The organism is Acidimicrobiales bacterium (assembly GCA_036378675.1).
Classification (GTDB): Bacteria; Actinomycetota; Acidimicrobiia; order Acidimicrobiales; family Palsa-688; genus DASUWA01.
In genome coordinates, this window is sequence record DASUWA010000006.1 from 23,648 (window position 1) to 50,101 (window position 26,454).

Consider the following 26,454-nt stretch of genomic DNA (forward strand, 5'->3'; position numbering starts at 1 on the left):
GGCTCAGGGGTGGCGCGTCGGCTGCTCGCCGAGCAGGTCCAGCGCATGGGGCAACACGTCGATGACGGCGGTCAGGCACTCGACCGCACCGGAAGGCGAGCCCGGAGTGTTCACGATGATGCAATGGCTCCGGATGCCCGCAACCCCGCGGGAGAGCCGGCCGAGCGGGCTGGCCAGGCGCATCGCTTCGGCTAGCCCGGGCGCGTCGCGCTCGAGGATTTCCTTGGTCCCCTCCGGCGTCTGGTCCCGGGGCGCGAAACCCGTTCCTCCGGTCGTGACGACCAGGCCGGCGAATCCGGCGCTGACACGCGCCAGCTCCCCGGCCACGGCCGCGACGCCATCGGCGACGACGGATCGCTCGACGACCTCGAATCCGGAGTCGTTGAGAGCCTGCTCCAGCGCGCTCCCCGAGAGGTCCTGGCGGGTGCCGTTCATCACCCCATCGGAAACGGTGACCACCTTGGCTTGCCGCTTCGGCCCGTCGGGGTCGGGCTGGTTTGTGCTCACCGTGACACTGACCCGCCCGGGGCCCCATCCCCGGGCTCCTCCGGAGCGCGGGGGCCCCTACCCCACGCCCGGCCGGACACTGACCCGCCCGGGGCCCCAGCCCCGGGCTCCTCCGGAGCGCGGGGGCCCCTACCCCACGCCCGGCCGTTTTCTGCCGCGAAGGCGTCCTCGGCTGCCGACCGTATGGTGCGGGCGGCCTCGATGGGGTCGGGCTGGCCGAAGATGGCGTTCCCAGCGACGAACGTGTCGGCACCGGCGGCGGCGACCAGCTTGACCGTTTCGGCGTCGATACCGCCGTCGACCTCTATAGCGAGATCGAGCCCGTCGCGCCGCGAGATCTCCGCGACACGGGCGATCTTCGGGATGGCGACGTCCATGAAGTGCTGCCCGCCGAAACCGGGATGCACCGACATGACGAGCATGACGTCGATCCGGTCGAGCCAGGGCTCGCAGGTCTCGATCGGCGTTTCGGGGTTGACGGCGAGACCGACCTTCATGCCCAGGTCTCGCGTCTGCTCGATGAGATCGGCGGTGCCCCCTATCTCGATGTGGACGGTGCAGCTGTCCGCGCCGGCGTCGGCGAACGGTTTCAGGTAGTCCCCCGGGTTGGTCATCATCAGATGACAATCGAGGAAGTCGTCGGTGTGGCGACGGATCGCGGATACGACCGGCGGGCCGATGGTCAGGTTGGGAACGAAATGGCCGTCCATGACATCGACGTGCAGCCAGTCGGTCTCGGCGCGAACCCTTTCGATATCGGCGGCGAGTTCTGCGAAGTCCGCCGAAAGGATCGACGGCGCCATTCGGAGCATCTTCGTCACGCTATCTGTCTCCAGGCACGCTAACGGTCGCCCGTGCGCCGAAGGGCCAAGAGGAACATCCCGTCCGTACCCTCGGCTTGAGGCAGCAAAAGCGCACCTCGGCCTGCGGGTCGCCATGGCGAGGCCGGCGGCGGAAGCGGATGGAATCCAGGCTGGTGCGTTGCGAACCAACGGTCGATGCTTCCCGTCTCGTCGAACGTGAGGGTGCACACGCTGTAGGCGAGGATCCCGCCCGGTTTGACGAGTGGCACCGCTGCCGCCAGGAGCTCTCTTTGAAGTTCCGCGAGTCTGTTGACGTCGCCGGGCTTGACCCGCCAACGTGCGTCCGGGCGCCGGCGCAGGACCCCTAGCCCGGAACAGGGCGCGTCGATCAGCACCAGGTCGAAAGCGCGGTCGCGCCAGGCCGGCCGTGTTCCGTCGGCGACGACGGTGAGGACGTCCTGGGTCCCGAGCCGGGCAGCGTTGGCGGCGATGAGCGATGCGCGAGGGGACGAGATGTCCGCTGCGACCACCATTCCGCTGACCGCGTCGGCGAGTGCGGTCGCCTTCCCTCCGGGCGCGGCGCAGAGGTCGAGGATGCGGGCACCATCGGGGTCTGGGCTGTTCTGCTTCACGAGCTCGGCGACATGAGCGGCGACCATCTGGCTGGCGGGGTCCTGGACGTACCCGTCGTGGCGGAAGGTCGCCGCGGCGGCGAGGTTCATCGTCTCGAGGGCTTCGCGCGCCTCGACCGAGCCGAGGTCCTTGGCCAAACGGGCAACTACCCAGTCGGGGTAGCTCAGCTCGGTAGGCGGATCGGGCCAGACGATCGGCCCCTTGTCCAGAAGCTCGGAGCTTCGGCGGAGCACCGCGTTGACGACCGACCGCCCGGGACCGTGCACCTCCTCAACCGTCGCCGCGACCGCCGCGTGTGCCGGGATGCGGGTCCAGATCAGTTGGTAGACGCCCATCCGGATCGCGGCTCGAACCTGGGGATCGACGGGCCCCCGCACGAACCTCTCCGAGACCCAATCACACGCCCGTTGCATCCTGCAGGTCCCGTAGACGAGCTCGGTGACCAGGTTGCGGTCCCTCTCGCTGAGCCGTTCGGTGGCGAGCAGGCGGGGAACCACGATGTTGGCGCGACCGCCGTCGCCGACCGCGACGAGCGCCTCGAGCGCGACGCCCCTGGCCGTCTTCCCCCGGCGGCCCCGGGTTTCCGCCGGACGCCGGCGCCCCGGCGCCGCTTCTGAGCCTCGGGTTCTGCCGGGGGTCCGGCTTCCCGGCCGCCGCCGATCTGGGGCAGTCATCCGCCGAGGACCTCGCCGGCGATGGGCCTCGCCCCGCGCACCCAGTCCGCCGCAGAGACGGGGGCTCGGCCTTCGGGCTGCACCCTGACCAGGCGGAGCGTCCCGTGTCCGGTCGCTACCAGATCGCTTTTCAGGGTCCCGGGGGGCCCGTCGATCGTTGCGGGTGCGAGCTTGGCTTCAACGACCAGAAGGCGCCGGCCCCGCCAGGTCGTCCACGCCCGGCCGATCCTGACCAGGCGGTGCAGCTCGACCGCAGGCCGCTCCCAGTGAAGCTGCAGTTCCGCCGGCTCGAGCTTGGCCGCGTAGGTGGGTTCGCCTTCCTGCGGTGCCGGTTCGCCCAGCCCGTCGTCGAGCGCTTCGAGCAACATCCGGGCGCCCAGTTCGGACAGCCTCGAACGGAGTTGGCCTGCCGTCTCCTCCTCTCCGATCGGAATCCTGTCGCACCGGTAGACCGGGCCGGTGTCCAGCCCCGAGTCGATGGCCATCAGGCACACCCCGGTCTCGGCGTCGCCGGCGAGGATCGCCCTCTCCACCGGTGCGGCTCCCCGCCATCGCGGTAGGAGTGAGAAGTGAGCGTTGACCATGGGGACACGATCGAGGATGTCGTCCTTGATGATCCGGCCGAACGCGACGACGACCCCCAGCTTCACGTCGGCGTCGACGACGTCTTCGATCCGGGTGGTAACCGGCAGTCCGAGTTGTTGCGCGGCCGCCTTCACCGGGCTGGGCGAGGGCAGGGCGTTGCGGCCCCGTCGTTTGTCGGCCCGGGTGACGACCACGGCCACGTCGTGGCCGGCGCCGGCTATAGCGCGCAGGGCCACCGCGGCCGGCTCGGGCGTGCCGAGGAAGGCTATGCGCAGCCGAGGCTCCTTAAAGAGGTTCGCTGCCGACGGTTTCCGCTCGCCGGCGGAGCTCGCGCATTGCCTGTTTGCGCTGGTCCTTGTCGAGGACGGATATCAGCAGGCGGCCGTCGAGATGGTCCAGCTCGTGCTGGAAGCACCGGGCTTCCAGTTCGTCGGCCTCGATGGAAACCTCGTTGCCGTCGAGGTCAAAACCGGTCAGGTGGACTTCCCTCGGGCGGACGATCGGGAAGAACAGACCCGGGATCGACAGGCATCCCTCGTCGTACTCCCACTCGCCCCGCGTCTCGCTGATGACCGGGTTGACGATCGCTACAGGGTCCTGGTCCTCCAGCTGGTAGACGAACAGCCGCTTCTGCACTCCCACCTGCGGGGCAGCCAAACCCACTCCGTGAGCCTCGTGCATGGTCTCGATCATGTCGTCGACCAAGCGCGCCAGCTTGCCGTCGATGTCGGTTACCTCGGCGGATCTCTGCGTGAGTACCGGGTCCCCAAATAGACGGATCTGGTAGGCGGCCACGTATTCATCGTACCGGTAGGTTCACTGGCAGCATGTCCCCCGACCACTACTTCACCAAGGATCCGAACGCTCCATCGAGGCGGGCGGAGGTCCTGTTGAAACTGCCCGACCTCGAAGCCTCGCTCGTGGTGGACAGGGGCGTGTTCTCCGCCGGCGGGGTCGACCCGGGGACCATGGAGCTTCTTCGCGCGGTTCCGGTACCGCCGGAAACTGGGAACCTGCTCGACCTCGGGTGCGGGTACGGTCCGATCGCATGCGCTCTCGCCCATCGTTCCCCGGACGCGACCGTGTGGGCGGTCGACGTGAACGAGCGCGCGCTCGCGCTGGCCGCCGAGAACGCTTCACGACTCGGCCTGGCTGGGGTCAAGCCGGTGACGCCCGACCATGTTCCGGACGGGTTGGTGTTCGATGGGATCTGGTCGAACCCTCCGATACGCATCGGCAAGGCGGCGCTCCATGATCTGCTCTCCGCATGGTTGGCCCGCCTCACCCCAACAGGGTCCGCTTGGCTGGTCGTCCACCGCCACCTCGGCGGAGATTCCCTCGCCGCGTGGCTCGCCTCCAGCGAATACACCGTGGAGCGGATCGCGTCGAAGAAGGGCTACCGGATCCTGAGGGCGTCGCGACCGTGAAGCAACCCAAATGAGACACCCCCAATGAAACAACCCAAATGAAACAACTCGGCCCCACGGACCTGAAAAGGCTCCACCGGGAATGGAACCGGCGAACCGCTGGGCGCGTGGCGCTCCTGCTCGAGAGCATCCAGTCTCCGTACAACGTCGGTTCGATCGTGCGCACCGCGGCCGCGTACCGGGTCGAGCAGATCTACCTCGCCGGCAACACGGTGAGCCCGGCTGGCGCGAAGTCCGGGAAAGTGTCCATGGGCACCGAGCGTTACCTGTCGTGGAGCAACTTCGAACGCGGACCCGAGGCGGCAGATGCTGCCCGCGAGGACGGCTACGCAGTCGTAGGACTCGAGCTCGCCGACGCAGCCGTGCCGATGCACCAGCTCCGGGCGGGTCCGGACGTCTGCCTTGCAATCGGCAACGAGGACCACGGATTGTCGCCGGCCACCCTCGCGGCATGCGACGCGGTGACGTTCCTCCCGCTCCTCGGTCGGGTGGGATCGCTCAACGTCGCGACGGCCGCCGCGATCGCGCTTTACGAACTGCGCAGGCAGGAGTGGACCTAGCTTCTACAAACGCGCCGGATCGACCGCGATACGCAGGCGGCCGGCTGGCCGCGGCACCGCCGCCAACGCGTCGGCAAGGGTCTCGTAATCCGAAGCCTTGACGATCCACTCGCCGTCACGAGGCCCCAACACCTCCACGAGCAGGCCCGCCAGCTGGGTGACATAAACCTCGGCGGCTTCGCCGGACACGACCGCCACTGCAGCGAACGGCGGAAAACGCAACGCCTCCCTCACACCGATCTCGGCCTCCACAAGCAGCCCGGGATCGGCAACGAGCGCCGAGCGCACCACCGGGTGCTCGGGAACCCTCGTCTGAACGATGACCCGCCCGGACCTTCCACCGACGAGCCGCGACGCAGTTGCCAGGAGAGCCAGCGCCTCGCTGCCGGCCCTCACCCGAGGCGCGAGCAGCTCCTGGTCCAAATCGACGAACGCCACCGCCCCGAAACCGTCCGCCGGCGACAGCCGGCGGAGCAGCGCCTCCGTCCCAACCAGCACTTCGTCTCCGGGTAACCGGTCAGTCGCGGCGGTCACCTCGCCGACTGACCGTCCGGCGAGGACCTCCAGCTCCTCGCGGGCGCGCGTCACCCCGATTCTCAGCCGGCGCAGCACGGTCGAGCCGCAAGACGCGCACACCACCGGTCTCGACAAACCGCATTGGGGGCACTCCAGCTGCCCACCCGGTGCCTGCAGCAACGAGGCCCCGCACCGCTCGCACCGGGCAAGCTCGCCGCACGATTCGCAAGCGAGCAGCCGGGCCCGACCGGTGCGGTTCAGCACGCACGCCGCCTTCGTCGTTGATCTCACCAACTCAACGAGCCGTTCCGACCACAGGCCCGACCTTGGGTCCTCCTTCCTCCGGTCGACGACCTCGAGCGCCGCCCACCCCTGCCGCTCCGCAGCCCGGTCGGGAAGGCGAACCTCTCCAAGGGCAACCAGTTCCGGGGTGGGGCAGGCTGTCAGCACCACCAAGCCCGCGCCGGCCCGTTTCGCCCTTTCGGCGAGCACTTGCACCGCGTGCCAAGTGGGGACCTGCTCCTGGCCCAGCGCCTCGTCGTGCCCGTCGATGACGACAGCGGCGGCGAGGCCGGGGCAGGGCCCCCACGCGGCGGACCGGGTGCCGATGACCACGCCTGCGCCGGCGCGTGCCTGCGCCCACTGGTCCGGCAGGAGCGCCACACTCGCCCCGGCGCGGCGCAATCGCGCGGACAGTACCTGCGCCCGGGACGCGGACGGGACCACCACCAGCGTCGGACCAACCTGGGAAACGGCCGCAACCACGACGGTCGGATCGGCCGCCGGCGGGAATCGGACGACGACCGCCCTCCCTGCCGGAAGCGCTTCGACCGCGGGGGCGGTCCAGCCCGAGGCGGGCGGGGCGGCTCGCTGCAATCGGGGCGGCGGAAGTTCAGGCACCGCGTGCTCGGGAGACGCCGTTCCGAGGAATGCTCCCCTGCGGCTGGCCCAGCGCCACGCTGCCCACTCGGCGAGGTCGACCACCTCGGGTTCGGGTCCCCAGCCCCGGAGCTTGGCCAGCGCGCGGAGCTCCAGTCCGGCCGGAGGGTCTTCGCCAAGCCCGGTGATCCAACCGCCGACCCGCCTTCCGTGAAGGTCGACCCTGACCTCGGCGCCGACCGCCGCGGCGCCCAGCATCTCGTCGGGCACCAGGTAGTCGAACTCTTTGTCGATGCCCGCAACCCCCGGCAGGACCCGGGCGACCGTCGCCCCGGCCGCAGGGAGGGAGGCCGGCAACGAGCGCCGGCGCCCCCGTTTTTTCATCCGAGAATCAAACGCCGAGCGCCGACTTGAACTCCTCGAGCCGGCTGAGCTGCTCCCAGCTGAAGTCCTTCTCGTTGCGGCCGAAATGTCCGTAGGCGGCGGTCTTGCGGTAGATCGGCCGGCGCAGCTCGAGGTCCCGGATAATCGCAGCAGGACGCAGGTCGAACACCTTGTTCACCGCCTCGCTGATCTTCGCCGGGTCGACCTGCTCGGTGCCGAACGTCTCCACGAGCAGCGACACCGGGCGGGCGACGCCGATCGCGTATGCGACCTGGATCTCGCAACGTTCCGCTGCTCCGGCACCGACCACGTGCTTCGCCAGCCAACGGGCCGCGTACGCCGCGGACCGGTCGACCTTCGAGGGGTCCTTCCCGGAAAAAGCACCGCCGCCGTGGCGCGCAGCCCCTCCGTAGGTGTCCACGATTATCTTGCGACCGGTCAAGCCGGCGTCGGCGTGCGGGCCGCCCAACTCGAACTTCCCGGTGGGGTTGGCGAGGATCTTGTAGCCGTCGTCAGCGAACTGCGGCGGCACGAGGGGCGCTATCACGTGGTCGCGCAGGTCCGGGAGCAGGAGTGTCTCCAGGTCGATGTTCGGGTTGTGCTGCGTCGAGATGAGAACGGTCTTCAACCGGACCGGCCGTCCGTCCTCGTACTCGAAGGTGACCTGGGTCTTGCCGTCCGGACGGAGGTAAGGAAGCACCCCGGCCTTGCGCACCTGGGCGAGACGCTGCGCGAGCCGGTGAGCGAGCCAGATCGGCGTCGGCATGAGGTCGTCGGTTTCGTTGCACGCGTAGCCGAACATCATGCCCTGGTCGCCGGCGCCTTGCGCGTTGAGGATGTCCTCGCCGCTCGTCCCGGCTCGAACCTCGAGAGCGGTGTCGACGCCCTGCGCGATGTCGGGTGACTGGGAACCGATCGAGACGGTGACGCCGCACGTCCGGCCGTCGAAGCCCATCTCGGAGCTGGTGTACCCGATGTCCGTGACGACTTCGCGCACCAACGTCGGGATCTCGACATATGCGGTCGTCGTGATCTCGCCGGCCACAACCACCAGCCCGGTGGTGAGCAGGGTCTCGCATGCGACCCTGGATTGCGGGTCCTCAGCAAGGAGGGCGTCCAGGACGGAGTCCGAAATCTGGTCGGCCATCTTGTCGGGGTGGCCCTCCGTGACCGACTCGGAGGTGAAGGTCCAGCGCCTCATGATTGCTCCTTCTGAGTTGTCTTCGAATTCGTTGCGCGCGCGGTGCCCAGCCGGGTGGAGATCGCGTCGACGACGGCGCGGGCGACGTCTTGTTTCGAGGCGAGTGGCACGTCCACCTCGTTTCCGTCGGAACCGACGATGATCACTGCGTTCGTGTCGTGGGTGAAGCCCGCGCCGGGCGCGGCCACATCGTTGGCGACGATCAGGTCTGCGCCTTTCGAAGCGAGCTTCGACCGGGCGTAGTGCAGGACGTCTTCCCTTGCGGTTCCGGGACGGCCGGTCTCCGCGGCGAAACCTACGAGGATCTGGCCCGGACGGCGCGACGCGCCCAGTGCGGCGAGGATGTCCGTGGTCGGCTCGAGGACTATCTCCGGGATCCCGTCGGCCTTCTTGAGCTTTTCGGGTGCGACGGCCTTCGGGCGGAAGTCGGCGACCGCCGCAGCCATGACGACGACGTCCGAGGTCGGCGCCAGGGCGAGGACCGCTTGCTCCATGTCGGAGGCTGTCTCGACGTGCTGCAGGCCGACGCCAGGCGGTGAGGGGGTCGGCACCGTGCTGATCAACGTGACGTCGGCTCCACGGAGGGAGAGTTCGGCGGCGACGGCGTAGCCCTGTTTTCCGGAGGAGCGGTTGCCGACGAAGCGCACCGGATCGATCGGCTCCCTCGTTCCGCCGGCGGTCACAACAGCTTTGATGCCGGCCAAGTCGCCGGTCGCCGTCTTCAGGAGGTGGATGGCTGCGGCGACGATGTCGGCCGGTTCGGCAAGGCGGCCCGCGCCGACGTCACCGCCGGCGAGACGACCTGCCGCGGGCTCGACGACGTTCACCCCGCGCCTGCGAAGGGTGGCGATGTTCTCGGCGACCGCGGGGTGCTCCCACATCTCGGTGTGCATGGCGGGGCAGATCATCACCGGTGCTCGGGTGGCAAGCAGAGTGGCGGTGAGAAGATCGTTCGAGATGCCGGCTGCGTACGAGCCGATCAGCCGTGCGGTAGCCGGCACGACAAGTATCAAATCGGCGGCCTGTCCGAGCTTGGTGTGAGGTATCGGTTCCGGTTCGTCCCAGAGCGAGGTGCGGACCGCCTCGGACGCGAGCGCCGAGAAGGTGACCTCTCCGACGAACCTCGTGGCGCCCCGCGTCATGACCGGCATCACGTATGCACCCGCGTCGATCAGCCTGCGGCAGACCTCGATCGCCTTGTAGGCGGCAATGCCCCCACAGACACCGAGCACGATCCGCCGGCCGGCAAGCTCCCGCGTCCCCAAGGCTGTCGCCCCGTTGGCTATTGCGGAGCCTCCGCCTCCGGCTCGGCTTCATCGGTCTCGGTGCCGTCGCGGTGGTAGGTGATCTTGGTTGCGGAGATCTCCTCGAGAGCAATCGACAGCGGCTTCCTGGACACCGATGTCACCTGGGGCGGGACGATCGTCCCCAGGCCCTCGCCGAGTTGGTTGAAGTACGAGTTGATCTGCCGGCCTCGTGCCGCCGCCAGGCTGACCAAGGTGAACTTCGAGTCGACCTGGTCGAGGAGTCTCTCGATCGGGGGCTCTGTCATCGTCGGGTGACGGTCGGACATTTGGGGGGCTGCTCCAGAGGGTTGAGGATGACGGTGGGCGCTGGCCGCCCGATTGGCCGACCTCGTTAGCCGGCCCTCGATTGGTGGGCCGAGCCCGTCAGCCGGGGTCTGAGTACCCGGCGAGTATACCAGCGACCTCGTTGGCGGCCCTTTCGACGTCGTCGTTTACGACCACGTGGTCGGCGATGCGCTCCCCTATCTCGAGCTCTTTCGCGCCGACTGCGAGGCGGCGGGAGACCATCTCGTCGTCGTCACCCCGGTGGCGCAACCGTTTCTCCTGATCCTCGGTCGACGGAGCAACGATGAAGATCAGCACCGCTTCGGGATACCGGCGCTTAACCTGCTGCGCCCCGTCGAGCTCGATCTCCAGGAGAACGTCCGGGCCGCCGGGCTCGACGGCCGTCGGGTCAATGAGAGGCGTCCCGTAGAGCGCCTGCGTTCCGGCGAACTCCGTCCACTCGAGGAATCCGTCCTCCCGGATCCGATTCTCGAAGGTGGGACGGTCCACGAAGACGTAGGCGTCCTCGGGCTCGGTCGGTCGTCTCGGGCGGGTCGTCCAGGATCGTGACAGCCAGAGGTCGGGCCGAAGCTCGAGGAGGCGCGTCACGACGGTTCCCTTTCCGACCCCGCCGGGGCCGGACACTATAAAAATCACTTTGGAAAGATCATTCGGGGAAGATCATCGGGAGACGATCACGACGCTGCCCGGCGTGAGCTGCGAGCCGCTCTCGCAAGAGTCAGCTGTTGAGCCTCTCGAAGAGCTTCTTGCGCTGCTGGTCGCCCAACCCGTGCAGCCGGCGGGTCTCGCTTATCCCGACCTCTTCCATCAGCCGCCGCGCCTTCACCTTGCCGAGCCCCGGAAGAGACTCGAGTACGGCGAGGACTTTCATCTTTCCGACCACGTCGTCCTGATCGGCCTGCTGGAGGAGCTCCCGCAGGGTGATCGAGCCCATCTTCAGCTTCTCCTTCAGTTCTGCTCGCATCCTGCGAGCCGCAGCTGCCTTCTCCAAGGCGGCTTGTCGTTGGTCAGCTGACAGGGCTGGCGGCAAGGGCATGCCGCGCACCATAGCGCGGCTCTACGGGCGCTGCCGCCTTCCCCAACCCTCCGCCACATTTGCCGCGATAGGGCCTTTTCGTCTAGCCGGCGATCGAAGCAGAGATGGCCGCGGCCGCGGCCTCGCGGTCAGGTGCGGCGGTGACGGCTCGCCCGACCACGAGCATGTCCGCTCCGGCTTCGAGAGCCTCCTCGGGAGTTGTCGAGCGCAGCTGGTCGTGGGCCGGGCTGCCCGCGAAACGAACCCCGGGGACCACGGCCAGCAGGCGGGGCGCGAGTTGCTTGGCCTCGCGCACATCGGACGCGGCGCATACGACGCCGGCGCAGTGGGCTTCCATCGCGATACCGACCCGCTTGCCGAGTATGTGGGGCGGCGCTCCGGAGTCGCTCGTGAGGATGGTCACCGCGAGAGCGGACGGCACGGGCAACCCGGCCCGATCCGCTCCTTCTGCGAGCCCCTCCACCGCGGTGCGAAGAACGACCGGACCTACGAACGCGTGCAGCGTCAGGTAGGAAACACCGAGCGCGCCGAGCACTCGCGCTGTCTTGCCGACTGTCGTCGGGATGTCCGCCAGCTTGAGGTCGAGGAAGACCTTGTACCCGTCGTCGATGAGCGTCTGGACTACCGCGGGCCCTTCGGCGCTGAACAGCTCCAGCCCGACCTTCGCGGTACCGAACCACGGCCGGAGTTGCCTCGCCAGCCTCTGCGCCTCGACGGCATCATCAACGTCGAGCGCGAGGATCAGGCGGTCCCGGTCGGTCCTGGGTGCTGGTTCAACGGCGGTCATGGGCGCGTCCTTTCAGTTGCTCAATGCTTGTCACTTCGTTCGCCTCGCACCAGCGCGCCAGTTCTTCGAGGATTCGCGCGGGCGCGCGCGGATCGGCGAAGGTGGCCGTGCCCACCTGGACGGCGTCGGCCCCGGCGGCCAACAATTCTGCGGCGTCCTCCCCCGTCTGGACTCCCCCCACGCCGACGATCGGCACAGCGGGCAAGGCGGTTCGACAGTCGTACACAGCCCGAACGGCTACCGGATGGATCGCCGGGCCGGACAGCCCCCCTCCACCGGCGCCGAGCTTCGGGGCTCCTGTCGCCGGATCGATGGCCATCCCCATGACCGTATTGATGAGGGTCACCGAGGACGCCCCCGAGTCGATCGCTGCTCGGGCCATCTCGGTCAGGTCGGTCACGTTGGGGCTGAGCTTCGCCCACAGGGGAACGCTTCCTTGCAGGCCTTCGGCCGCCGCGGAGGTCGCGTCGCGGACTCCGGACGTGCTGTGGGCGAACATCTTGCGGCGGTCCTCGATGTTCGGGCAGGAGATGTTGGCCTCCACCGCGACGATCGAAGATGCGGGCCCGGTGCCCGAACTGATCGCCTTGGCCAGCACCGAAGCCGCGTCCCTGTACTGCGAAGCGGTGCAGCCCCAGATGCTCGCGACAACTCGTGCCCCGGTCGCGGCGAGGGACGGAAGCTCAGACTGAAGCCAATGGTCAACGCCCCGGTTCTGCAGCCCGACGCTGTTGAGCATCGCCGCTTCGAGAGGAAGCAGGCGCGGAGCCGGGTTCCCGTCCCAAGGGTCGATCGAAAGTGACTTGACGACCACCGCTCCGAGGCTTGAAAGGTCCATGTACGGCTCGAGCTCGGCGGCGTGACCCGACGTTCCCGACGCGGTCATCACCGGTACGGGAAGCTCGACAATTCCGACTCTGGTGCGGAGATCGATTCCGGAAGACAGCCGGGTCGGTCGGGCGCGCCTGGTCACGTCAGCGGAAGCTGCTCCGACGCGTGGTACTCCTGCAGGCTTCTCACGGTGAGCGGATTGCTTGATCGCTCGGCGATGCCGGCGGCAGCGGCCCTGGCCGCGGCAACGGTGGTCAAGCAGGCGACCCGGTGCTGGTTGGCGGCCCTGCGGATGTACGCGCCGTCGGCGCGAGGTCCGCGGCCGCGGGGAGTGTTGACGACCAGGTTCACCTTCCCATCCCGGAGCAGTCCGACGGCGTCCACTCCCGCGCCCGTGGGATCTATGCGGGTGCCGTCCTCCGCCGAGACCTTGTCTACGACCGTCGAGACTGGAACGTCTTCGTCCTCGAAGAACTTGGCGGTCCCTGCCGTTGCAGCGATCGAGAAGCCCAGCTGCACGAAACGCCGCGCGACCGTGACACCAGCGGCCTTGTCGCGGTCCGCGAGCGAGAAAAAGATCGTCCCGCTCGCGGGGAGCTCGTCACCAGCGGCCGATTGGCTCTTCGCGAATGCCAACCCGAAGCTTGAATCAATTCCCATCACCTCTCCCGTTGACCGCATCTCCGGGCCGAGCAAGGTGTCGGCTTCCGGAAAACGGGTGAACGGAAGCACGGCCTCCTTGACGCTGACATGCCCGCCGCTAACCGGAGGCGTCAGAAGCCCCTCGTCGCGAAGTTCGTCGAGGGTGGACCCGGTCATGACCCGAGCTGCGACCCTGGCGAGCGGAACGCCGGTGGCCTTGGAGACGAACGGAACCGTACGGCTGGCCCTCGGATTCGCTTCGATCACGAAGACTTGAGTCGCGCCGCCGGAAGGATCGCCGAGTCGCTTAACCGCATACTGGACGTTTAGGGGCCCGACAACGTTGAGAGCACCGGCAATGTCGCGGGTATAGCTCTTGATCACCTTTATGGTTCCAGGGTCGAGTGTCGGGGGTGGAATCACACATGCACTGTCTCCCGAGTGGACACCGGCCTCTTCGACGTGTTCCATCACTGCGCCGATCACTACTTCTCCGGTGACGTCGCGGACCGCGTCGACGTCTACTTCGGTGGCGTCTTCCAGGAACCGATCGACTAGCACCGGACGCTCCGCCGAAAGACCTCCCTCCCGACCAAGCGATCCGAAACCGACGAGCTCGCTCATCGCCCTCCGGAGATCGGCTTCGTTGTAGACGATCTCCATCGCTCGTCCGCCGAGCACGTACGAAGGCCTCACCAGAGCCGGGAACCCGACCCTCTCCACGATCGCCAGTGCTTCCTCGACGCTTGTGGCAGTGCCCCCGGCAGGTTGGGGGATCTCCAAACGGGCGCAGAGCGCATTCCAGCGCTCGCGGTCCTCTGCAAGGTCGATCGCGTCGGGAGAGGTGCCAAGAATCAGGTCTGCCGGCAGCTGACCGGCCAGCTTGAGCGGTGTCTGCCCGCCGAGCGAGACGATCACACCGGCAACGGTCCCCGAAGCCGACTCGACGTCGATGACATTGCTGACGTCCTCCCAGGTGACCGGCTCGAAGTACAGGCGATCGCTGGTGTCGTAGTCGGTCGACACCGTCTCGGGATTGCAGTTGATCATCACCGTCTCGAAGCCGGCGTCGTGCAACGCGAAGCTGGCCTGAACGCAGCAGTAGTCGAACTCCACGCCCTGCCCTATCCGATTTGGTCCGGACCCGAGGATGATGACCTTGGGACGCTGCCCGGGTCGGACCTCGTCCTCGTCCTCGTAGGTCGAGTAGTGGTACGGCGTTCGGGCTTCGAACTCTGCAGCGCAGGTGTCGACGGTCTTCATCGTGGCACTCACCCCGCAGGCCAGCCTCGCCGAGCGGACCTCGTTCTCCGGGACCCTCCAGAGCCACGCGAGCTGGCCGTCTGAGAATCCGAGCCTTTTTGCGCGGCGCCAGTCGACGCGGCGCAGCGCCGCAGGTCCGTCGAACTCCGCAAGCCTTGCCCGCTCGTCGACGACCAGCAGGATCTGATCGAGGAACCACGGGTCGACACCTGTGGCTTCATGGATCCTCTCGACGCTGATTCCTCGTCTCAGCGCTTCCTCGAGCTGGAACGGTCGATCAGGAGTCGCGATGGCTGCCCTCCGTACCAGCTCCTCGTCGTCCCAGCTCGCGTACGCACCTTCGCCGGGATCGCAGTTGAGCCCCAGGCGGCCTCGTTCGAGGGACCGCAAGCCCTTCTGAAGAGACTCGGTGAAGGTCCGCCCGATTGCCATCGCTTCTCCCACCGACTGCATCCGGGTACCCAGGACGTCCGAGATCCCAGGGAACTTCTCGAACGCCCATCGGGGAACCTTGGTGACGACGTAGTCAATGGTCGGTTCGAAGGATGCTGGGGTCTCGCGGGTTATGTCGTTTTGGATTTCGTCGAGCGTGTAGCCGACAGCAAGGCGCGCAGCGATCTTCGCGATAGGGAACCCGGTCGCCTTTGACGCAAGCGCGCTAGACCTGCTGACCCGCGGGTTCATCTCGATGACGACCTGCTCACCGGTTGCGGGGTTGACCGCGAACTGGATGTTCGATCCACCAGTCTCGACGCCGATGCGCCGGATACAGGCAAAAGCGGCGTCCCGCATCACTTGGTACTCGGTGTCGGACAGCGTCTGCGCAGGCGCGACCGTTATGGAGTCCCCGGTGTGAACGCCCATGGGGTCGAAGTTTTCGATCGAGCAGATGATGACGCAGTTGTCAGCGCGGTCGCGCATGACCTCCAGCTCGTACTCTTTCCAGCCGGCTATCGATCGCTCGATGAGGATCTCGGAGATCGGGCTGGCCGCAAGCCCCACCGACGCGATTCGCTCGAGGTCCTCGCGATCGACTGCGATCCCAGTGCCGGCGCCACCGAGTATGTACGACGGGCGCACGATGAGCGGGTACCCGATGGTGTCGCCTACTTCGAGGGCCTCGTCGAGCGTGTAGGCGAAGCCGGACTCTGGCACGGTGAGCCCGATCTCGGTCATCGCGGATTTGAACCGCTCGCGGTCTTCTGCGGTGGCGATCGCCTCGCTGTTGGCGCCGATCATCTCCACCCCATATCGCTCGAGGACGCCGCGTTCGTGCAGGGCCATCGCCAGGTTGAGGGCGGTCTGCCCGCCAAGGGTGGGCAGAACTGCGTCTGGCCGCTCGCGTTCGACGATGGCTTCGAGAACGTCGGCGGTGAGTGGCTCGACGTAGGTCCGATGGGCGAACTCGGGGTCGGTCATGATCGTCGCCGGGTTCGAGTTGGCCAGGATCACCCGGTAGCCCTCGTTGCAGAGCACTCTGCACGCCTGGGTTCCCGAGTAGTCGAACTCGACCGCCTGGCCGATCACGATCGGCCCGCTGCCGATGACGAGGATGCTCTCGATGTCGTCCCGTCGCGGCATCAGCGACCCGCCATTATGAGGAACGCTCCATGAGTTTCCGGAACTCGTCGAAGAGGTAGCTGGCGTCGTGCGGTCCGGGGCCCGCTTCGGGGTGGTACTGGACGCTGAACGCGGGCAAATCTCGGCAGGCCAGCCCTTCGACGACACCGTCATTGAGGTTTACGTGCGTGATATCGGCACTCTTGATGGTCCCGTCGGCGACCGCGTAGTTGTGGTTCTGGCTGGTGATCTCGACTGCGCCGCTGGACAGCCTTCGCACCGGGTGGTTCCCACCGTGGTGCCCGAACGGAAGCTTGTACGTCTCCGCCCCAAGAGCCGTTGCCAGGAGTTGGTGCCCGAGGCAGATCCCGAAGACAGGCACCCGCCCAATCAGATCTCCGATCGCTCGGGACGCGTACCCGACCGCGGCAGGATCTCCCGGGCCGTTGGACAAGAACACACCATCGGGCTTGCGCGCGAGCACTTCGGATGCCGGCGTCGACGCAGGCACCACCTCGACGGTCGCGAGGCGCCCGAGGTGGCGGAGGATCGTCCGCTTGATGCCGAAGTCATAAGCCACCACCCCCAAGGGGCCATCCCCGATGGTGTACGACTCGCGTGTGGTGACTTCCGCGGCCAGGTCCCGGCCGTCGGTTCCCGGCTCGCGCAGCGCCGCTTCTTTGATCGCGGTCTCGTCGACTGCAGCAGGACCCTCGACCGGCGCGAACGCAGCCGGCATGGCGCCGGCCTCACGGATGTGGCGGGTCAACCGTCGCGTGTCTATTCCGGCGAGCCCGGGAAGGCGTTGCTCGATCAGGAACTCGTCAAGCGTCTGCTCGGAGCGCCAGCTGCTCGGGCGTGGCGAAACCTCCCTTACGATAAGCCCGCGGCAGAAGGCGCGGCGGCTTTCGTTGTCGGCTGGCGAGACGCCGTAGTTCCCGATGTGGGGATAGGTGAAGCAGATGATCTGGCCCGCGTAAGACGGGTCGGTCAGGACCTCCTGGTAGCCGGTGAGAGTCGTGTTGAAGACCACCTCGCCTGTGGCGGGTGCGGGCTCATCCGCATTCCACCAGCCGATCGCCTCACCCTCGAACACGCTGCCGTCCGCGAGGACGAGCAACGCCTCAACCAAACCGCTCAACTGTGACACCTAGCCCGGCCGGGGCCCCAACCCCGGCCTCCTCCGGAGCGTGGGGACCCCATCCCCACGCCCGGCCGTTGTAGCGCCTCAGGGTTAGTCAACTCGACTCCGCTCAACGCTGAGCCTCGAAGTCGATGACGACTGGTTCGCCGCGTAAGACGGTGTGGCGAACCTTCCCGAGGAGGGTCCGGCCGGCGAACGGTGTGTTGCGGGACCGGCTTGCCAAAGACTTCGGATCCACCACCCACTTGTGGGTTGGATCGATCACGCACAGGTTGGCCGGCCTACCGACCGCGATCGGTCCTCCGTGTTCAGCCGTTAGTCCGGCGATGGCCGCGGGCTGCCAGGACATCAACCCGAGCACTTTTTCCGTCGGGACCTCCAACTCGGTTAGGGCGAGCCCAAGCGCCGTCTCCAGACCGAGCATTCCCGGAGGCGCCTGATCGAAGGGAAGCTCCTTCGTCTCCTGGGCGTGAGGAGCGTGGTCGGTAGCAATCGCGTCGGCAGTCCCGTCAGCTATGGCGTCCTTCACGGCCGAGACATCTGCACCCGTCCGCAGCGGCGGGTTGACCTTGAACACCGGGTCGTAGGTCGCGACAGCTGCGTCGGTCAGGGTGAAGTGGTGCGGCGTTACCTCGGCCGTCACCTCGAGCCCGGATGCCTTCGCACCGCGGACCATGGCGAGCGACCCGGCGGTCGAGAGGTGAAGGAAGTGCAGCTTGGCGCCGGTGAGCCTCGCGAGGGCCAGGTCCCTCATGACCATCAGCTCCTCGGCCTCTGCCGGCTGGCCGGCGATGCCGAGACGGCTCGACCACTCACCCTCGTGCATGTGACCGCCTCCGGCGAGCGACGCGTCCTCGCAGTGCTGCGCGAGGGTCACGCCGAGGGCGCCGGCGTACTCCATCGCCCGGCGCATGAGACGGGCGTCCTGCACACCGCTGCCATCGTCGGTGAAGATCCGGACGCCCATGCCGGCCATCTCCGCCATGGGGGCAAGCTGGGTGCCCTTACGGCCGACCGTGATGGCCCCGGCGACGAGCACTTCGCAGCACGCCTCGTATCCGAGCTCCAGCACCTGCGCGACAACAGCAGCCGAGTCGATTGCCGGCTCGGTGTTCGGCATGGCCACCACCGCGGTGTAGCCGCCAAGCGCCGCGGCCCGGGCCCCGGTCTCGACTGTCTCCGCCTCCTCCCGGCCGGGCTCTCGCAGATGGGAGTGCAGGTCGACAAGGCCTGGCGCCACGATGCAGCCCGACGCGTCGAGCACGACGGTCCCGGCCGGTACCGAGCTGACCTTCGATCCGACGGTCGAGATACGACCCTCCATGATGAGAACGTCCGCCGGGCGGGTCCCGGTAGCGTCGACGATGGTTCCGCCTCTGATGACGACTGCCGGTGGATTACGCCGCGACAAGGTCGACCCCCGATCCGAGGAGCAGATAGAGGACCGCCATACGAACGGCGACCCCGTTGGCGACCTGGCGGGTGATGACCGAGGACGGGTCGTCGGCAACCTCGGCGGCGACCTCGACCCCACGGTTGACCGGACCGGGGTGCATGATCAGGGCCTGGTCTCCGAGTTGCTGGCGTCGTTGTCTGGTGAGCCCGTAGCGGGCGGTGTACTCGCGAACGGATGGAAGCAGCGCCTCGGTCATGCGTTCTCTCTGGAGCCGCAGGAGGTAGACGACGTCGAGTTTCGGCAGCACCGCGTCGAGATCGTATGAAACCTCAACCGGCCAACCGGCAAGCGAGGGCGGGAGCAGCGTTGGCGGGGCCACCAGGATGACCTGAGCCCCGAGTGCGTCGAAGGCGAACACGTCCGATCTGGCGACCCGGCTATGCCGGATATCGCCGACTATCGCTATGCGAATCCCGTCGAGAGGCAGCCGCCCGGCTGCCGGGGGAGGATTGCCACGTGCTCTGCGTTCGGCAGCGATCGTGTAGCAGTCGAGAAGCGCCTGAGTGGGGTGCTCGTGCCAGCCGTCGCCGGCGTTGATGACACTCGGGCCGTCGACCCAGCGGGCCACCTGCCAGGGCACTCCGGCGCCGGAGTGGCGGACGATCACCGCGTCGATGCCCATGGCCTGGACCGTCTCTACCGTGTCCCGAATCGACTCTCCTTTATTGAGGGAGGAGCTCGAGGCCGAGAAGGTCATCACGTCGGCCGACAGCCGGCGTGCGGCGGTCTCGAAGCTCAGCCGGGTGCGGGTGGAATCCTCGAAGAAGAGTGAAGCAACCGTCTTGCCGCGCAGCGCCGGCACCTTCGGGATAGCGCGCGAGCTGACCTCGACGAAGCTGTCGGTGAGGCGAAGAACCTCTTCTATTCCTTCTTGTCCGAGATCGGTTACTGACAGGAGGTGGCGGGGCCTGGCGTTCAACGAGGCCTCACGTCCCCGATGACGACGCCCGCTTCGGTGGCATCGACCATCTCATCCCGCCGGGTCGGAAGGTTCTTTCCGACATAATCCGGCCGGATCGGGAGCTCGCGGTGGCCACGGTCGACCATCACGGCCAGCTGGACCGACCGGGCCCGGCCATAGTCGGACAACGCGTTGAGCGCGGCCCGAATGGTGCGTCCCGTATAGAGGACGTCGTCCACAAGCACGACGGTCTTGCCGGTCAGCTCGACCGGGATCTCGGTCGTCGCTTCGGGCAGGACCGGACGAAGCCCGATGTCGTCGCGGTAGAAGGCGACGTCCAGGGTCCCGGTCAAGACGTCGGTCCCGGTCACCTCGCCGACCACCCTTGCCAGGTTCGAGGCCAGCCAGACCCCGCCGGTCTGCAGCCCGATTATGACTAGATGGTCCAGGTCATGGTTTCGCTCGATGATCTCGTGGGCCATCCGCCAGGTGGCCCGCCGGACGTCCTCGACGTCCATGACCGTGGTCCGGGCAACAAAAACGCCCCCGTATGGGGGCGCCAGAGCACGTTCGCGTTCAGCCAATACAACCTCCTCTCCGTACCGGCCTCACAGGACCGGCTTTACGGTCGGAAGTTCATACTAGCGCGAGGGGCGGGTTCCCGGAGATCTACTGATCAGCGTCGATTCGGGGCGGATTAGGGCAAAGCGGTGCTTCAAGAGGACTGATACAAGATCCGCGGTAACCCCCCTTCAGCGCGATCTGCGATGTAATGCGCGCAACGACTGTTGGGCGAAAGTTGTCAAGAGTCATTTCCCCCATCCCGACAGCCGAGGTGATGCAGTCTTCGGAGAAGGGGGACCAGTGATTGCCGCGGGCGACTGTCGCCACGGCGCGCGTCGCCTACTTCGCCGCGCCGAAGCTGGAATCGACAGGGATGCCGGCTTCTCAGTGATCGACCTGGTGATGGGGATGACGGTAATAGCGATCGTGATGTTGAGTCTCACCTATGTGATGGTCAACTCGGTCGTCGACGTCGCCTTCAACCGCCAGCGCTCAACAGCCCTGACACTCGCCAACCAGGCGACCGAAGAGGTTCGCTCACTCTCCCCCGGCGTCATCACGAACGGGATGAAGGGTGCCGCTGACGCAACCTGGTCCCAGGATCCCAATGTCGCCGGAAACTGCTTCGAGCAGCAACCTCTTGATGTGAACGGAGCCAAGGCGGCGACAAGTTGCGGTACCACAACCTGGACCACCCCAACTTGCCCCACAGTGGTGAACGGCCCCCCCACTGCGTCGAGCCTCGCACTCGGCGCTCCCCTCTCACCGCATCTCGCCTGCTATTCAGTCGGAGGTCGGACCTATGGGGTGGCCGTCTACCTCACCGGCGACCCGAATACCCCACCTCTGACCGCGTGGGCGGTGGTTTGGTGGCTCAACCCCGCGCGGACTGGTTTGGAGAACCACGTCGTCACCAACCTGTCGCTCTCGGACTGTCTACTGGTGGGTACGACCTGTGGGGCGACGTCGTGATCGGCCGTCGCAGAGGATGCCACGAGGAGGGGTTCACCCTCGTCGAGGTGGTGCTGAGCGCAGCCTTGCTGGTGGTCGTACTGGCGATAGTCGGCAATTACCTGATCAGCGCCAACAGAACCGTGTCTCAGAGCACTGCGCAGCAGAACGACAGCGCCGCCGCCCAACGGGCGTTGGGCCTTCTCGAAGCCAACATTCGCTTCGCGTGCGACATGTCGATAAACGCCGGAACTCTTTACGTGGCGAACACCGGAGTCAACTGCACCAATTCGTCGCAGCCTGCGTGCGCCGAGTGGTCGACGTCCGCGGGACAACTCACTGAGAAGACATCGATCACAGGAAGTGGAGTTGTAGCAAGCGGTGTAAGCGCCCTGTCATTTACACAAAGCAGTCAGTACAACGGGCTCGTCACTGTCCAGTTCACCCTCAAGCAGCCGCAAGACCAGGGCTCGGATACGTCGGGAGCCACGGTGAACCAAACGCTGACAGCCCGGAACATGTCGCACTCGGTACAGACGGGAACGGTGGTAAGCGCATGCGTGGGAATCTGAGGCGTTCACGTCATCCCCGGAGTCGCGCAGATACCGGGATGGCGATGTTGGCCGCAGTCATCTGCATGTTGGTCATCATTAGCCTCACGGCGTTGGCCGTACAGCAATCGGTCGGGAGCCTCTCCGGATTCGCTCAGGGTCGCAAGCTGTTGCAAACCGTCGACGCGGCCGAAACCGGCTTGCAGAGCGAGATCAGCTCGATCCAACACTGGCTTTCGGCACCAACCGGCACCGTGCCTTGCCAGGGTGGCTCGCCGATCGCCGGTCTTCCGAGCGGAGGTTGGCTACCCGCCGGCTCGGGTCCCGCCGACTCGGTCAGAAACGCGGCAAGCCTGGGTTACTACACGCTTTCTGTCGCCACGTACACCACCCAACCTTCGGGCGCGTCTGCGGAGCTTCCCCCGTCTTCGGCCTGCTACAACAACTCGATTCCTACTCCCACAGGACTTACGTCCTGGTACGTCATCGCACAGGCCAAGGGAGTCACGTCCGCAATTACCGGTGGGAGTGCGGCGATGGGCAGGACGCTACAAGCGCTACTGCTGGTGCACGACAACGCGTCGCTTGCGGGCTTTCATCGGCCTAATGGCGGGCAGCGGGCCGCGAATGGGATCAGACTGATCGGCTTTTACAGCAGCGGATCCAGCACGTATACGTCGAACGCCTCGTCACAGGCGTTCAACCTCAGTTCCTCATTTTTAGGCGGAGCCTCGGCCCCGGTGAACCCTGCTCCGACGTCCGCTTCGTACAGCGGATCGGGTCCGCCCGACCAGAACGTCGTGTGCCCGAGCACCCAGGCAGGTTGCACCCCGGCATCGTCGGCGCAACCGTCTGCCAACCTTCTGTCGAATGAGTCTTGGTTGACCACGGGAGGTCTTGCGCAGTACGCAGAGGCCGATTCGTCTGGCTCCTCGGCGTCTTGCTCGGGCTTGGTGGCTTCCCCGGGGTCAATTCAGGTCGGATCCTCCAATCCGTCCTGCACAACTTCGGGAAGCCCGAGCGCTACTGGCGTGACGTTCGACCTTTCGAAGATTCCCTCCATTGGTCCCGCACTCAGCTCGCTCGCCGACGTAACCCTTGAAACGTCGGCGATCACGTCCTCTGCGACTATGGGGACGGCCGGAGCCTCGCCTGGCGGCACCGCCTCGCTCGGCAACCTCTACGTACGAGTATCAATTCCTCTGGGTGCGACAGCAACCATTGCGGTGAGCGTCGGCAGCGGGCCCAACCAGGACCTGATGGGAGCGGTGACCGCCGCCATCAGCAGCGATTCGGGAGTCCTGGGTCTGATCACATCAAACCTCGTCTCGACCCTCAAGACGACGCTCGCACTGACTTCCGACTATCAGTCGACCAACAACGGGATCTTTTCGGTGAGCGCGATCCACGTGACGGTCCTCAGCGGGACGGCCATCGGCGCCGCAGCAGACCTCGCCCTGAGCCAAGTGGGTCCGAACACCTTCACCTCGGGTAGCACGCCCACGACGACGACGGTGCCATCTACGACTACCACCACAGCACCGAGCAGCACGAGCACGACGTCGGTTCCGTCGGCTACGACCACGACGACGGCCCCGGTGGTTCCGAACAGCCTGAGCATCGTTTGGATCCGGCAGGTCGCGTAAGCCGTTAGCGTTCGCTGTTGTTCTGATCCTTTGTGCGAACGTCGCTGGCGATAGCCGCCAGAACCCCGTTCACGAATCGGCCCGACTCATCGGTGGAGTACTGGCCTGCTAGCTCGACGGCTTCGGAAATAACCGCTGCCGTCGGGATGTCGGGCCGATGGCACAACTCGTAGGTGGCGAGCCGGAGCAACGTCAGGTCCACCACCGGCATGCGGTCCAGGGCCCAGTCGATCGAGTGAGACCCGATCAGGGCATCCAGTTCGTCGAGCGACGAGTCGACTCCGCGCACTAGGTCGGCCGTGAAGTCGTCCGGCGGAACTGGCAGATCGTCGAGGACCGCTAGCGCCGGCAAACCCTTTGCTGATGCTTCATACAGTAGAGACAGCGCTCGCTCTCGAGCTTGCCGCCGGCTTCCGTGCGAAGGGGACGAGCCGGTCGTCAATCTCCTGCCCGGCCGAGGTATTCACCGGACCGGGTATCGACCTTGATCTTGTCGCCCGGATTGATGAAGAGCGGCACCTGAACCTGAATGCCTGTCTCGAGCACGGCCGGCTTGCGGGCGCCTGAAACCCGGTCACCTTGGACGCCAGGCTCCGTCTCGGTCACTGTCAGGTCGACTCCCGCCGGAAGGTCGACTCCCACGATCTCACCCCCGTACATCTGGAGCACGACCGAGTTCCCTTCCTTCAAGTACTGCGCCGAAGACCCGAGGCTCGCCCGCGGCGCGTTCATCTGCTCGTAGTCGGTCGTGTCCATGAAGACGAACGCGTCCCCGTCGAGGTACAGGTACTGCATCTCCCGCTTGTCGATCATCGCCTGCTCGAGCTTCTCGTCGGCACGGTAGGTGCGCTCGATGACGGCGCCGGTGCGCACGTTCTTCAGCTTCGTGCGCACGAACGCCCCGCCCTTGCCAGGCTTGACGTGCTGGAACTCGACAACAGAAAAAAGACCCTCCGGGAGGTCCAGGGACATCCCGTTCTTCAGATCATTGGTGGATACGGCGGGCATCAGGGCAGGTCCTTCGGAGTGCTGGTCAACGGTCTGCAGCCATCTTCGGTCACCACGACGGTGTCCTCGATTCGGACACCCCCGAGTCCGGGAAGGTAGACCCCGGGCTCCACGGTGACGACGTGGCCGGCTTCAAGTGTATCCGTCGACGTCGCAGCCACAGATGGGGCCTCGTGGATGTCAAGCCCCACCCCGTGACCAGTCCCGTGAACGAAGGCATCAGCCCAGCCCGCTTCGGCGATCACTTCCCGGCAGGCCTTGTCCACGTCCGAGCACTTCACGCCGGGCCCCACGGCCACCACGCCGGCAGCCTGGCTCGCCATGACAACTTCGACCGCTCTGCGTAGATCGGGATGCCCGATGCCGCCCGTCCAAACGGTTCGGGTCATGTCCGAGCAGTAGCCATCTACCAGGGCGCCGAAGTCGAGGACGATCGGGTAGCCCTTCTCGATCCTGTCAAGGCCTGGGCGGTGGTGGGGCATGGCGGCGTTCGGACCTGCTGCGACGATCGTCTCGAACGAGGGCCCGGTCGCACCGAGCTCTCGCATCTCGAAGTCGAGTATCCGGGCGAACTCCGCTTCGGTTGGGTTCTCTGACAGGCGCGGCCGGATTAGCGACAGTGCTTGGTCCGCGATCCGGCACGCTTCTGCGATCCTGGCGATCTCGCCTTCGTCCTTGATTCGGCGGAGATCCTCGACCAGTCCGATAGTCGGCAGCAGTTCCGCGGACGGGAACCAATCGCTATCCAACGCGCGCTGCCGGGCCCAGCTGATGTGGGCCGCTTCGAGTCCAAGACTGCCAAGTCCCTGGGCAAGTTCCTGGGCGGCCTCCTTCTGCTTCGCGGCACCGGCTACCACGACTCTCGCCGCCACGCCAGCCTTTGCGAGCTGCTCATGGGCTTGAGTGTCGTACCGCCCGTCGGTGACCAGCACAGTTTCGTCTGGAAGCACGAAGAGCATCCCAGCCGACCCGGTAAATCCGGTGAGGTAGCGAACATTGGTAAGGCTGGTGATGAGCAGCGCCTCCGGGGGGGCAACCACGGGACTGTCCCCCCCGACATGGCTCGCCATCGCCTGCCGGAGACGATCGAGTCGGCCTGCCTGGTCCATCGGCGCAAGCATCAGGACGACTCGTTCTTGAGACGCTCCGCGACGGCTTCTATAGCCAACCGGTATCCTTCGCCGCCGAACCCGGCTATCACCCCCGTTGCGACCGGCGCGACCACAGACGTCGAGCGCCACGACTCCCGTGCCGCCGGGTTCGAAAGGTGGAGCTCAACAACAGTTCCTTCGAAGGCCGCGAGCGCATCGTGAAGTGACCAGGCGTAATGGGTGAATGCGCCTGCGTTGATGACTATCGCCGCCGCCTTTCCCCGGGCGGCGTGAATGAGATCGACCAGTTCTCCCTCGTGGTTGGACTGGTGATGTTCAACTGCGAGCCCGAGTCGGGCGGCGGTCGCTTCCGCTAGTCGGACGTGATCGGCCAAGGTGGCGGTCCCGTAGACGTCGGGCTCGCGTTCACCCAACAGGTTCAGATTGGGCCCAGAGAGAAGAAGGACAACCGAACGCTGGTCACCGGCCGAGGTCAACTGGCGATCTCCTCCAGAGCAGCTCTGACATCTGGCTCTGGAACATTACGCACGACCTGAAGCCCATCGGGTCCGTCGAGAACAAAGGTAAGCCCGCTAGAAGTGACCTTCTTATCCTTCCCCATGATCGCCACCAATGCATTTGGGTCGGAGTCCGGAGGAAGCCTCGATGGCAGGTCATAGTCGCATATGAGTTTCTCGTGCTCCGCGACCCGGGCGTCGTCGATACGACCGAGCCTCCGGGCGAGGTGGGCGGCGTAAACGAGTCCAATTGCCACCGCCTCACCGTGGCGAAGGTTATAAACGCCGGCGGTTTCGATGGCGTGAGCCAACGTGTGTCCATAGTTGAGCAGGGCACGCTGACCGCTCTCCCGTTCGTCCGCCCCGACGATCGCTGCCTTACACGACACGCAAGCCGCGACGGCATCATCGAGAGCCATATCACGTAGTCCTTCGACTCCGAGAAACGCATACTTGGCCATCTCACCCAACCCGCTCCGGTACTCACGGGGGCGAAGAGTGGTGAGGGTTTCGGTGTCACAGAGAACTGCGTCTGGCTGCCAGAAGGCACCTACGAGATTCTTGCCCTCGGGCAGGTTGACCCCCGTCTTTCCGCCGATCGCGGCGTCGACCTGGCCAAGCAGGGTCGTGGGGACGTGGATCACGGCCAGGCCCCGGTGATACACCGCAGCAGCGAACCCCGCGACGTCGGTTACAACTCCTCCGCCGACCGCAACGACGACGTCCGCTCGGGTCAGCCCCCAC

Annotated in this window: 28 protein-coding genes; 5 read left to right on the forward strand and 23 right to left on the reverse strand. The window is 66.4% G+C overall.

Going from position 1 to position 26,454, the window contains the following annotated elements; genetic code table 11:
* Positions 1 to 3: 3 nt before the first annotated feature.
* Genes VFZ97_02045 through def form a run of 5 tightly spaced genes read right to left on the reverse strand, consistent with a single transcriptional unit; the run spans position 4 to position 3,997 of the window.
* Positions 4 to 507: a MogA/MoaB family molybdenum cofactor biosynthesis protein gene (locus tag VFZ97_02045; protein ID HEX6392191.1), complete on the reverse strand. Its 504-nt coding sequence runs from the start codon at positions 505 to 507 to the stop codon at positions 4 to 6.
* On the reverse strand, positions 504 to 1,319 hold the full coding sequence (gene rpe / locus VFZ97_02050) for a ribulose-phosphate 3-epimerase (GenBank protein HEX6392192.1): 816 nt from the start codon (positions 1,317 to 1,319) through the stop codon (positions 504 to 506). Before rpe ends, VFZ97_02045 begins: the two co-directional genes overlap by 4 nt.
* Positions 1,320 to 1,348: 29 nt before the next feature.
* Positions 1,349 to 2,617 (reverse strand): transcription antitermination factor NusB, encoded by a 1,269-nt coding sequence (locus VFZ97_02055; protein ID HEX6392193.1) that lies wholly within the window; start codon positions 2,615 to 2,617, stop codon positions 1,349 to 1,351.
* The gene (locus VFZ97_02060) at positions 2,614 to 3,477 is read right to left on the reverse strand and encodes a methionyl-tRNA formyltransferase (protein HEX6392194.1); all 864 of its coding nucleotides are present in this window, start codon (positions 3,475 to 3,477) and stop codon (positions 2,614 to 2,616) included. Before VFZ97_02060 ends, VFZ97_02055 begins: the two co-directional genes overlap by 4 nt.
* A gap of 10 nt (positions 3,478 to 3,487) precedes the next feature.
* A complete protein-coding gene (gene def / locus VFZ97_02065) occupies positions 3,488 to 3,997 on the reverse strand; it encodes a peptide deformylase (protein HEX6392195.1) in 510 nt (169 codons plus the stop codon).
* 32 nt (positions 3,998 to 4,029) lie between these two features.
* On the opposite strand from def, the gene VFZ97_02070 reads away from it, so the two are divergent.
* The gene (locus tag VFZ97_02070) at positions 4,030 to 4,629 is read left to right on the forward strand and encodes a methyltransferase (GenBank protein HEX6392196.1); all 600 of its coding nucleotides are present in this window, start codon (positions 4,030 to 4,032) and stop codon (positions 4,627 to 4,629) included.
* A gap of 38 nt (positions 4,630 to 4,667) precedes the next feature.
* On the forward strand, positions 4,668 to 5,189 hold the full coding sequence (locus VFZ97_02075; GenBank protein HEX6392197.1) for a TrmH family RNA methyltransferase: 522 nt from the start codon (positions 4,668 to 4,670) through the stop codon (positions 5,187 to 5,189).
* Between the two features lie 3 nt (positions 5,190 to 5,192).
* Here the strand turns inward: VFZ97_02075 and VFZ97_02080 are convergent, their stop codons facing one another.
* The 13 genes from VFZ97_02080 to pyrR all read right to left on the reverse strand — a co-directional run bounded on the left by VFZ97_02080 (position 5,193) and on the right by pyrR (position 19,965).
* Positions 5,193 to 6,968, reverse strand: coding sequence for a hypothetical protein (locus VFZ97_02080; GenBank protein ID HEX6392198.1), 1,776 nt, complete (start codon positions 6,966 to 6,968; stop codon positions 5,193 to 5,195).
* 7 nt (positions 6,969 to 6,975) lie between these two features.
* Positions 6,976 to 8,169: a methionine adenosyltransferase gene (gene metK, locus VFZ97_02085; protein ID HEX6392199.1), complete on the reverse strand. Its 1,194-nt coding sequence runs from the start codon at positions 8,167 to 8,169 to the stop codon at positions 6,976 to 6,978.
* Positions 8,166 to 9,434 (reverse strand): bifunctional phosphopantothenoylcysteine decarboxylase/phosphopantothenate--cysteine ligase CoaBC, encoded by a 1,269-nt coding sequence (coaBC, locus tag VFZ97_02090; protein HEX6392200.1) that lies wholly within the window; start codon positions 9,432 to 9,434, stop codon positions 8,166 to 8,168. Before coaBC ends, metK begins: the two co-directional genes overlap by 4 nt.
* 17 nt (positions 9,435 to 9,451) lie before the next feature.
* Positions 9,452 to 9,721, reverse strand: coding sequence for a DNA-directed RNA polymerase subunit omega (gene rpoZ / locus VFZ97_02095; protein HEX6392201.1), 270 nt, complete (start codon positions 9,719 to 9,721; stop codon positions 9,452 to 9,454).
* A 118-nt stretch (positions 9,722 to 9,839) separates the two neighbouring features.
* Entirely contained in the window at positions 9,840 to 10,397 is a 558-nt protein-coding gene (locus VFZ97_02100) for a guanylate kinase (protein ID HEX6392202.1), read from the reverse strand.
* Positions 10,398 to 10,479: 82 nt separating this feature from the next.
* Positions 10,480 to 10,797 carry an integration host factor, actinobacterial type gene (gene mihF, locus VFZ97_02105; protein ID HEX6392203.1) on the reverse strand — a complete coding sequence of 106 codons (318 nt, stop codon included), beginning with the start codon at positions 10,795 to 10,797 and terminating at the stop codon, positions 10,480 to 10,482.
* Positions 10,798 to 10,879: 82 nt separating this feature from the next.
* The gene (gene pyrF / locus VFZ97_02110; GenBank protein ID HEX6392204.1) at positions 10,880 to 11,584 is read right to left on the reverse strand and encodes an orotidine-5'-phosphate decarboxylase; all 705 of its coding nucleotides are present in this window, start codon (positions 11,582 to 11,584) and stop codon (positions 10,880 to 10,882) included.
* Positions 11,571 to 12,557 carry a dihydroorotate dehydrogenase gene (locus VFZ97_02115; GenBank protein ID HEX6392205.1) on the reverse strand — a complete coding sequence of 329 codons (987 nt, stop codon included), beginning with the start codon at positions 12,555 to 12,557 and terminating at the stop codon, positions 11,571 to 11,573. Before VFZ97_02115 ends, pyrF begins: the two co-directional genes overlap by 14 nt.
* On the reverse strand, positions 12,554 to 15,901 hold the full coding sequence (gene carB / locus VFZ97_02120; protein HEX6392206.1) for a carbamoyl-phosphate synthase large subunit: 3,348 nt from the start codon (positions 15,899 to 15,901) through the stop codon (positions 12,554 to 12,556). The genes VFZ97_02115 and carB overlap by 4 nt, the downstream gene beginning before the upstream one ends.
* 13 nt (positions 15,902 to 15,914) lie before the next feature.
* Positions 15,915 to 17,021 carry a glutamine-hydrolyzing carbamoyl-phosphate synthase small subunit gene (carA, locus tag VFZ97_02125; GenBank protein ID HEX6392207.1) on the reverse strand — a complete coding sequence of 369 codons (1,107 nt, stop codon included), beginning with the start codon at positions 17,019 to 17,021 and terminating at the stop codon, positions 15,915 to 15,917.
* 112 nt (positions 17,022 to 17,133) lie between these two features.
* Positions 17,134 to 18,435, reverse strand: coding sequence for a dihydroorotase (locus tag VFZ97_02130; GenBank protein ID HEX6392208.1), 1,302 nt, complete (start codon positions 18,433 to 18,435; stop codon positions 17,134 to 17,136).
* Entirely contained in the window at positions 18,422 to 19,399 is a 978-nt protein-coding gene (locus tag VFZ97_02135; protein HEX6392209.1) for an aspartate carbamoyltransferase catalytic subunit, read from the reverse strand. The genes VFZ97_02130 and VFZ97_02135 overlap by 14 nt, the downstream gene beginning before the upstream one ends.
* A complete protein-coding gene (pyrR, locus tag VFZ97_02140; GenBank protein HEX6392210.1) occupies positions 19,396 to 19,965 on the reverse strand; it encodes a bifunctional pyr operon transcriptional regulator/uracil phosphoribosyltransferase PyrR in 570 nt (189 codons plus the stop codon). Before pyrR ends, VFZ97_02135 begins: the two co-directional genes overlap by 4 nt.
* 280 nt (positions 19,966 to 20,245) lie before the next feature.
* On the opposite strand from pyrR, the gene VFZ97_02145 reads away from it, so the two are divergent.
* The 3 genes from VFZ97_02145 to VFZ97_02155 all read left to right on the forward strand — a co-directional run bounded on the left by VFZ97_02145 (position 20,246) and on the right by VFZ97_02155 (position 23,093).
* The gene (locus VFZ97_02145; protein ID HEX6392211.1) at positions 20,246 to 20,917 is read left to right on the forward strand and encodes a hypothetical protein; all 672 of its coding nucleotides are present in this window, start codon (positions 20,246 to 20,248) and stop codon (positions 20,915 to 20,917) included.
* The gene (locus VFZ97_02150) at positions 20,914 to 21,468 is read left to right on the forward strand and encodes a hypothetical protein (GenBank protein HEX6392212.1); all 555 of its coding nucleotides are present in this window, start codon (positions 20,914 to 20,916) and stop codon (positions 21,466 to 21,468) included. The genes VFZ97_02145 and VFZ97_02150 overlap by 4 nt, the downstream gene beginning before the upstream one ends.
* Positions 21,469 to 21,560: 92 nt before the next feature.
* Complete coding sequence (locus tag VFZ97_02155; GenBank protein HEX6392213.1) at positions 21,561 to 23,093, forward strand: hypothetical protein; 1,533 nt, start codon at positions 21,561 to 21,563, stop codon at positions 23,091 to 23,093.
* Positions 23,094 to 23,097: 4 nt separating this feature from the next.
* Here the strand turns inward: VFZ97_02155 and nusB are convergent, their stop codons facing one another.
* The 5 genes from nusB to VFZ97_02180 form a co-directional block, all read right to left on the reverse strand.
* Positions 23,098 to 23,535, reverse strand: a complete 438-nt coding sequence (nusB, locus tag VFZ97_02160) for a transcription antitermination factor NusB (GenBank protein HEX6392214.1) — start codon at positions 23,533 to 23,535, stop codon at positions 23,098 to 23,100.
* The gene (gene efp, locus VFZ97_02165; protein ID HEX6392215.1) at positions 23,532 to 24,101 is read right to left on the reverse strand and encodes an elongation factor P; all 570 of its coding nucleotides are present in this window, start codon (positions 24,099 to 24,101) and stop codon (positions 23,532 to 23,534) included. The genes nusB and efp overlap by 4 nt, the downstream gene beginning before the upstream one ends.
* A complete protein-coding gene (locus tag VFZ97_02170; protein HEX6392216.1) occupies positions 24,101 to 25,210 on the reverse strand; it encodes an aminopeptidase P family protein in 1,110 nt (369 codons plus the stop codon). Before VFZ97_02170 ends, efp begins: the two co-directional genes overlap by 1 nt.
* An 11-nt stretch (positions 25,211 to 25,221) precedes the next feature.
* Positions 25,222 to 25,689 (reverse strand): type II 3-dehydroquinate dehydratase, encoded by a 468-nt coding sequence (locus VFZ97_02175; GenBank protein ID HEX6392217.1) that lies wholly within the window; start codon positions 25,687 to 25,689, stop codon positions 25,222 to 25,224.
* Positions 25,686 to 26,454 (reverse strand): 3-dehydroquinate synthase family protein (locus tag VFZ97_02180; protein HEX6392218.1); only part of this gene is annotated, 769 nt, incomplete at its 5' end. The genes VFZ97_02175 and VFZ97_02180, both read right to left, overlap by 4 nt.

What these genes read in the sequence shown, in the direction of transcription:
- rpe (HEX6392192.1), bottom strand. Translation starts at nt 1,319, where the DNA reads ATGCTCCGAATGGCGCCGTCGATCCTTTCGGCGGACTTCGCAGAACTC.
- VFZ97_02055 (HEX6392193.1), bottom strand. Translation starts at nt 2,617, where the DNA reads ATGACTGCCCCAGATCGGCGGCGGCCGGGAAGCCGGACCCCCGGCAGA.
- VFZ97_02070 (HEX6392196.1), top strand. Translation starts at nt 4,030, where the DNA reads ATGTCCCCCGACCACTACTTCACCAAGGATCCGAACGCTCCATCGAGG.
- VFZ97_02075 (HEX6392197.1), top strand. Translation starts at nt 4,668, where the DNA reads ATGAAACAACTCGGCCCCACGGACCTGAAAAGGCTCCACCGGGAATGG.
- VFZ97_02080 (HEX6392198.1), bottom strand. Translation starts at nt 6,968, where the DNA reads ATGAAAAAACGGGGGCGCCGGCGCTCGTTGCCGGCCTCCCTCCCTGCG.
- metK (HEX6392199.1), bottom strand. Translation starts at nt 8,169, where the DNA reads ATGAGGCGCTGGACCTTCACCTCCGAGTCGGTCACGGAGGGCCACCCC.
- rpoZ (HEX6392201.1), bottom strand. Translation starts at nt 9,721, where the DNA reads ATGACAGAGCCCCCGATCGAGAGACTCCTCGACCAGGTCGACTCGAAG.
- mihF (HEX6392203.1), bottom strand. Translation starts at nt 10,797, where the DNA reads ATGCCCTTGCCGCCAGCCCTGTCAGCTGACCAACGACAAGCCGCCTTG.
- pyrF (HEX6392204.1), bottom strand. Translation starts at nt 11,584, where the DNA reads ATGACCGCCGTTGAACCAGCACCCAGGACCGACCGGGACCGCCTGATC.
- carB (HEX6392206.1), bottom strand. Translation starts at nt 15,901, where the DNA reads ATGCCGCGACGGGACGACATCGAGAGCATCCTCGTCATCGGCAGCGGG.
- efp (HEX6392215.1), bottom strand. Translation starts at nt 24,101, where the DNA reads ATGCCCGCCGTATCCACCAATGATCTGAAGAACGGGATGTCCCTGGAC.
- VFZ97_02170 (HEX6392216.1), bottom strand. Translation starts at nt 25,210, where the DNA reads ATGGACCAGGCAGGCCGACTCGATCGTCTCCGGCAGGCGATGGCGAGC.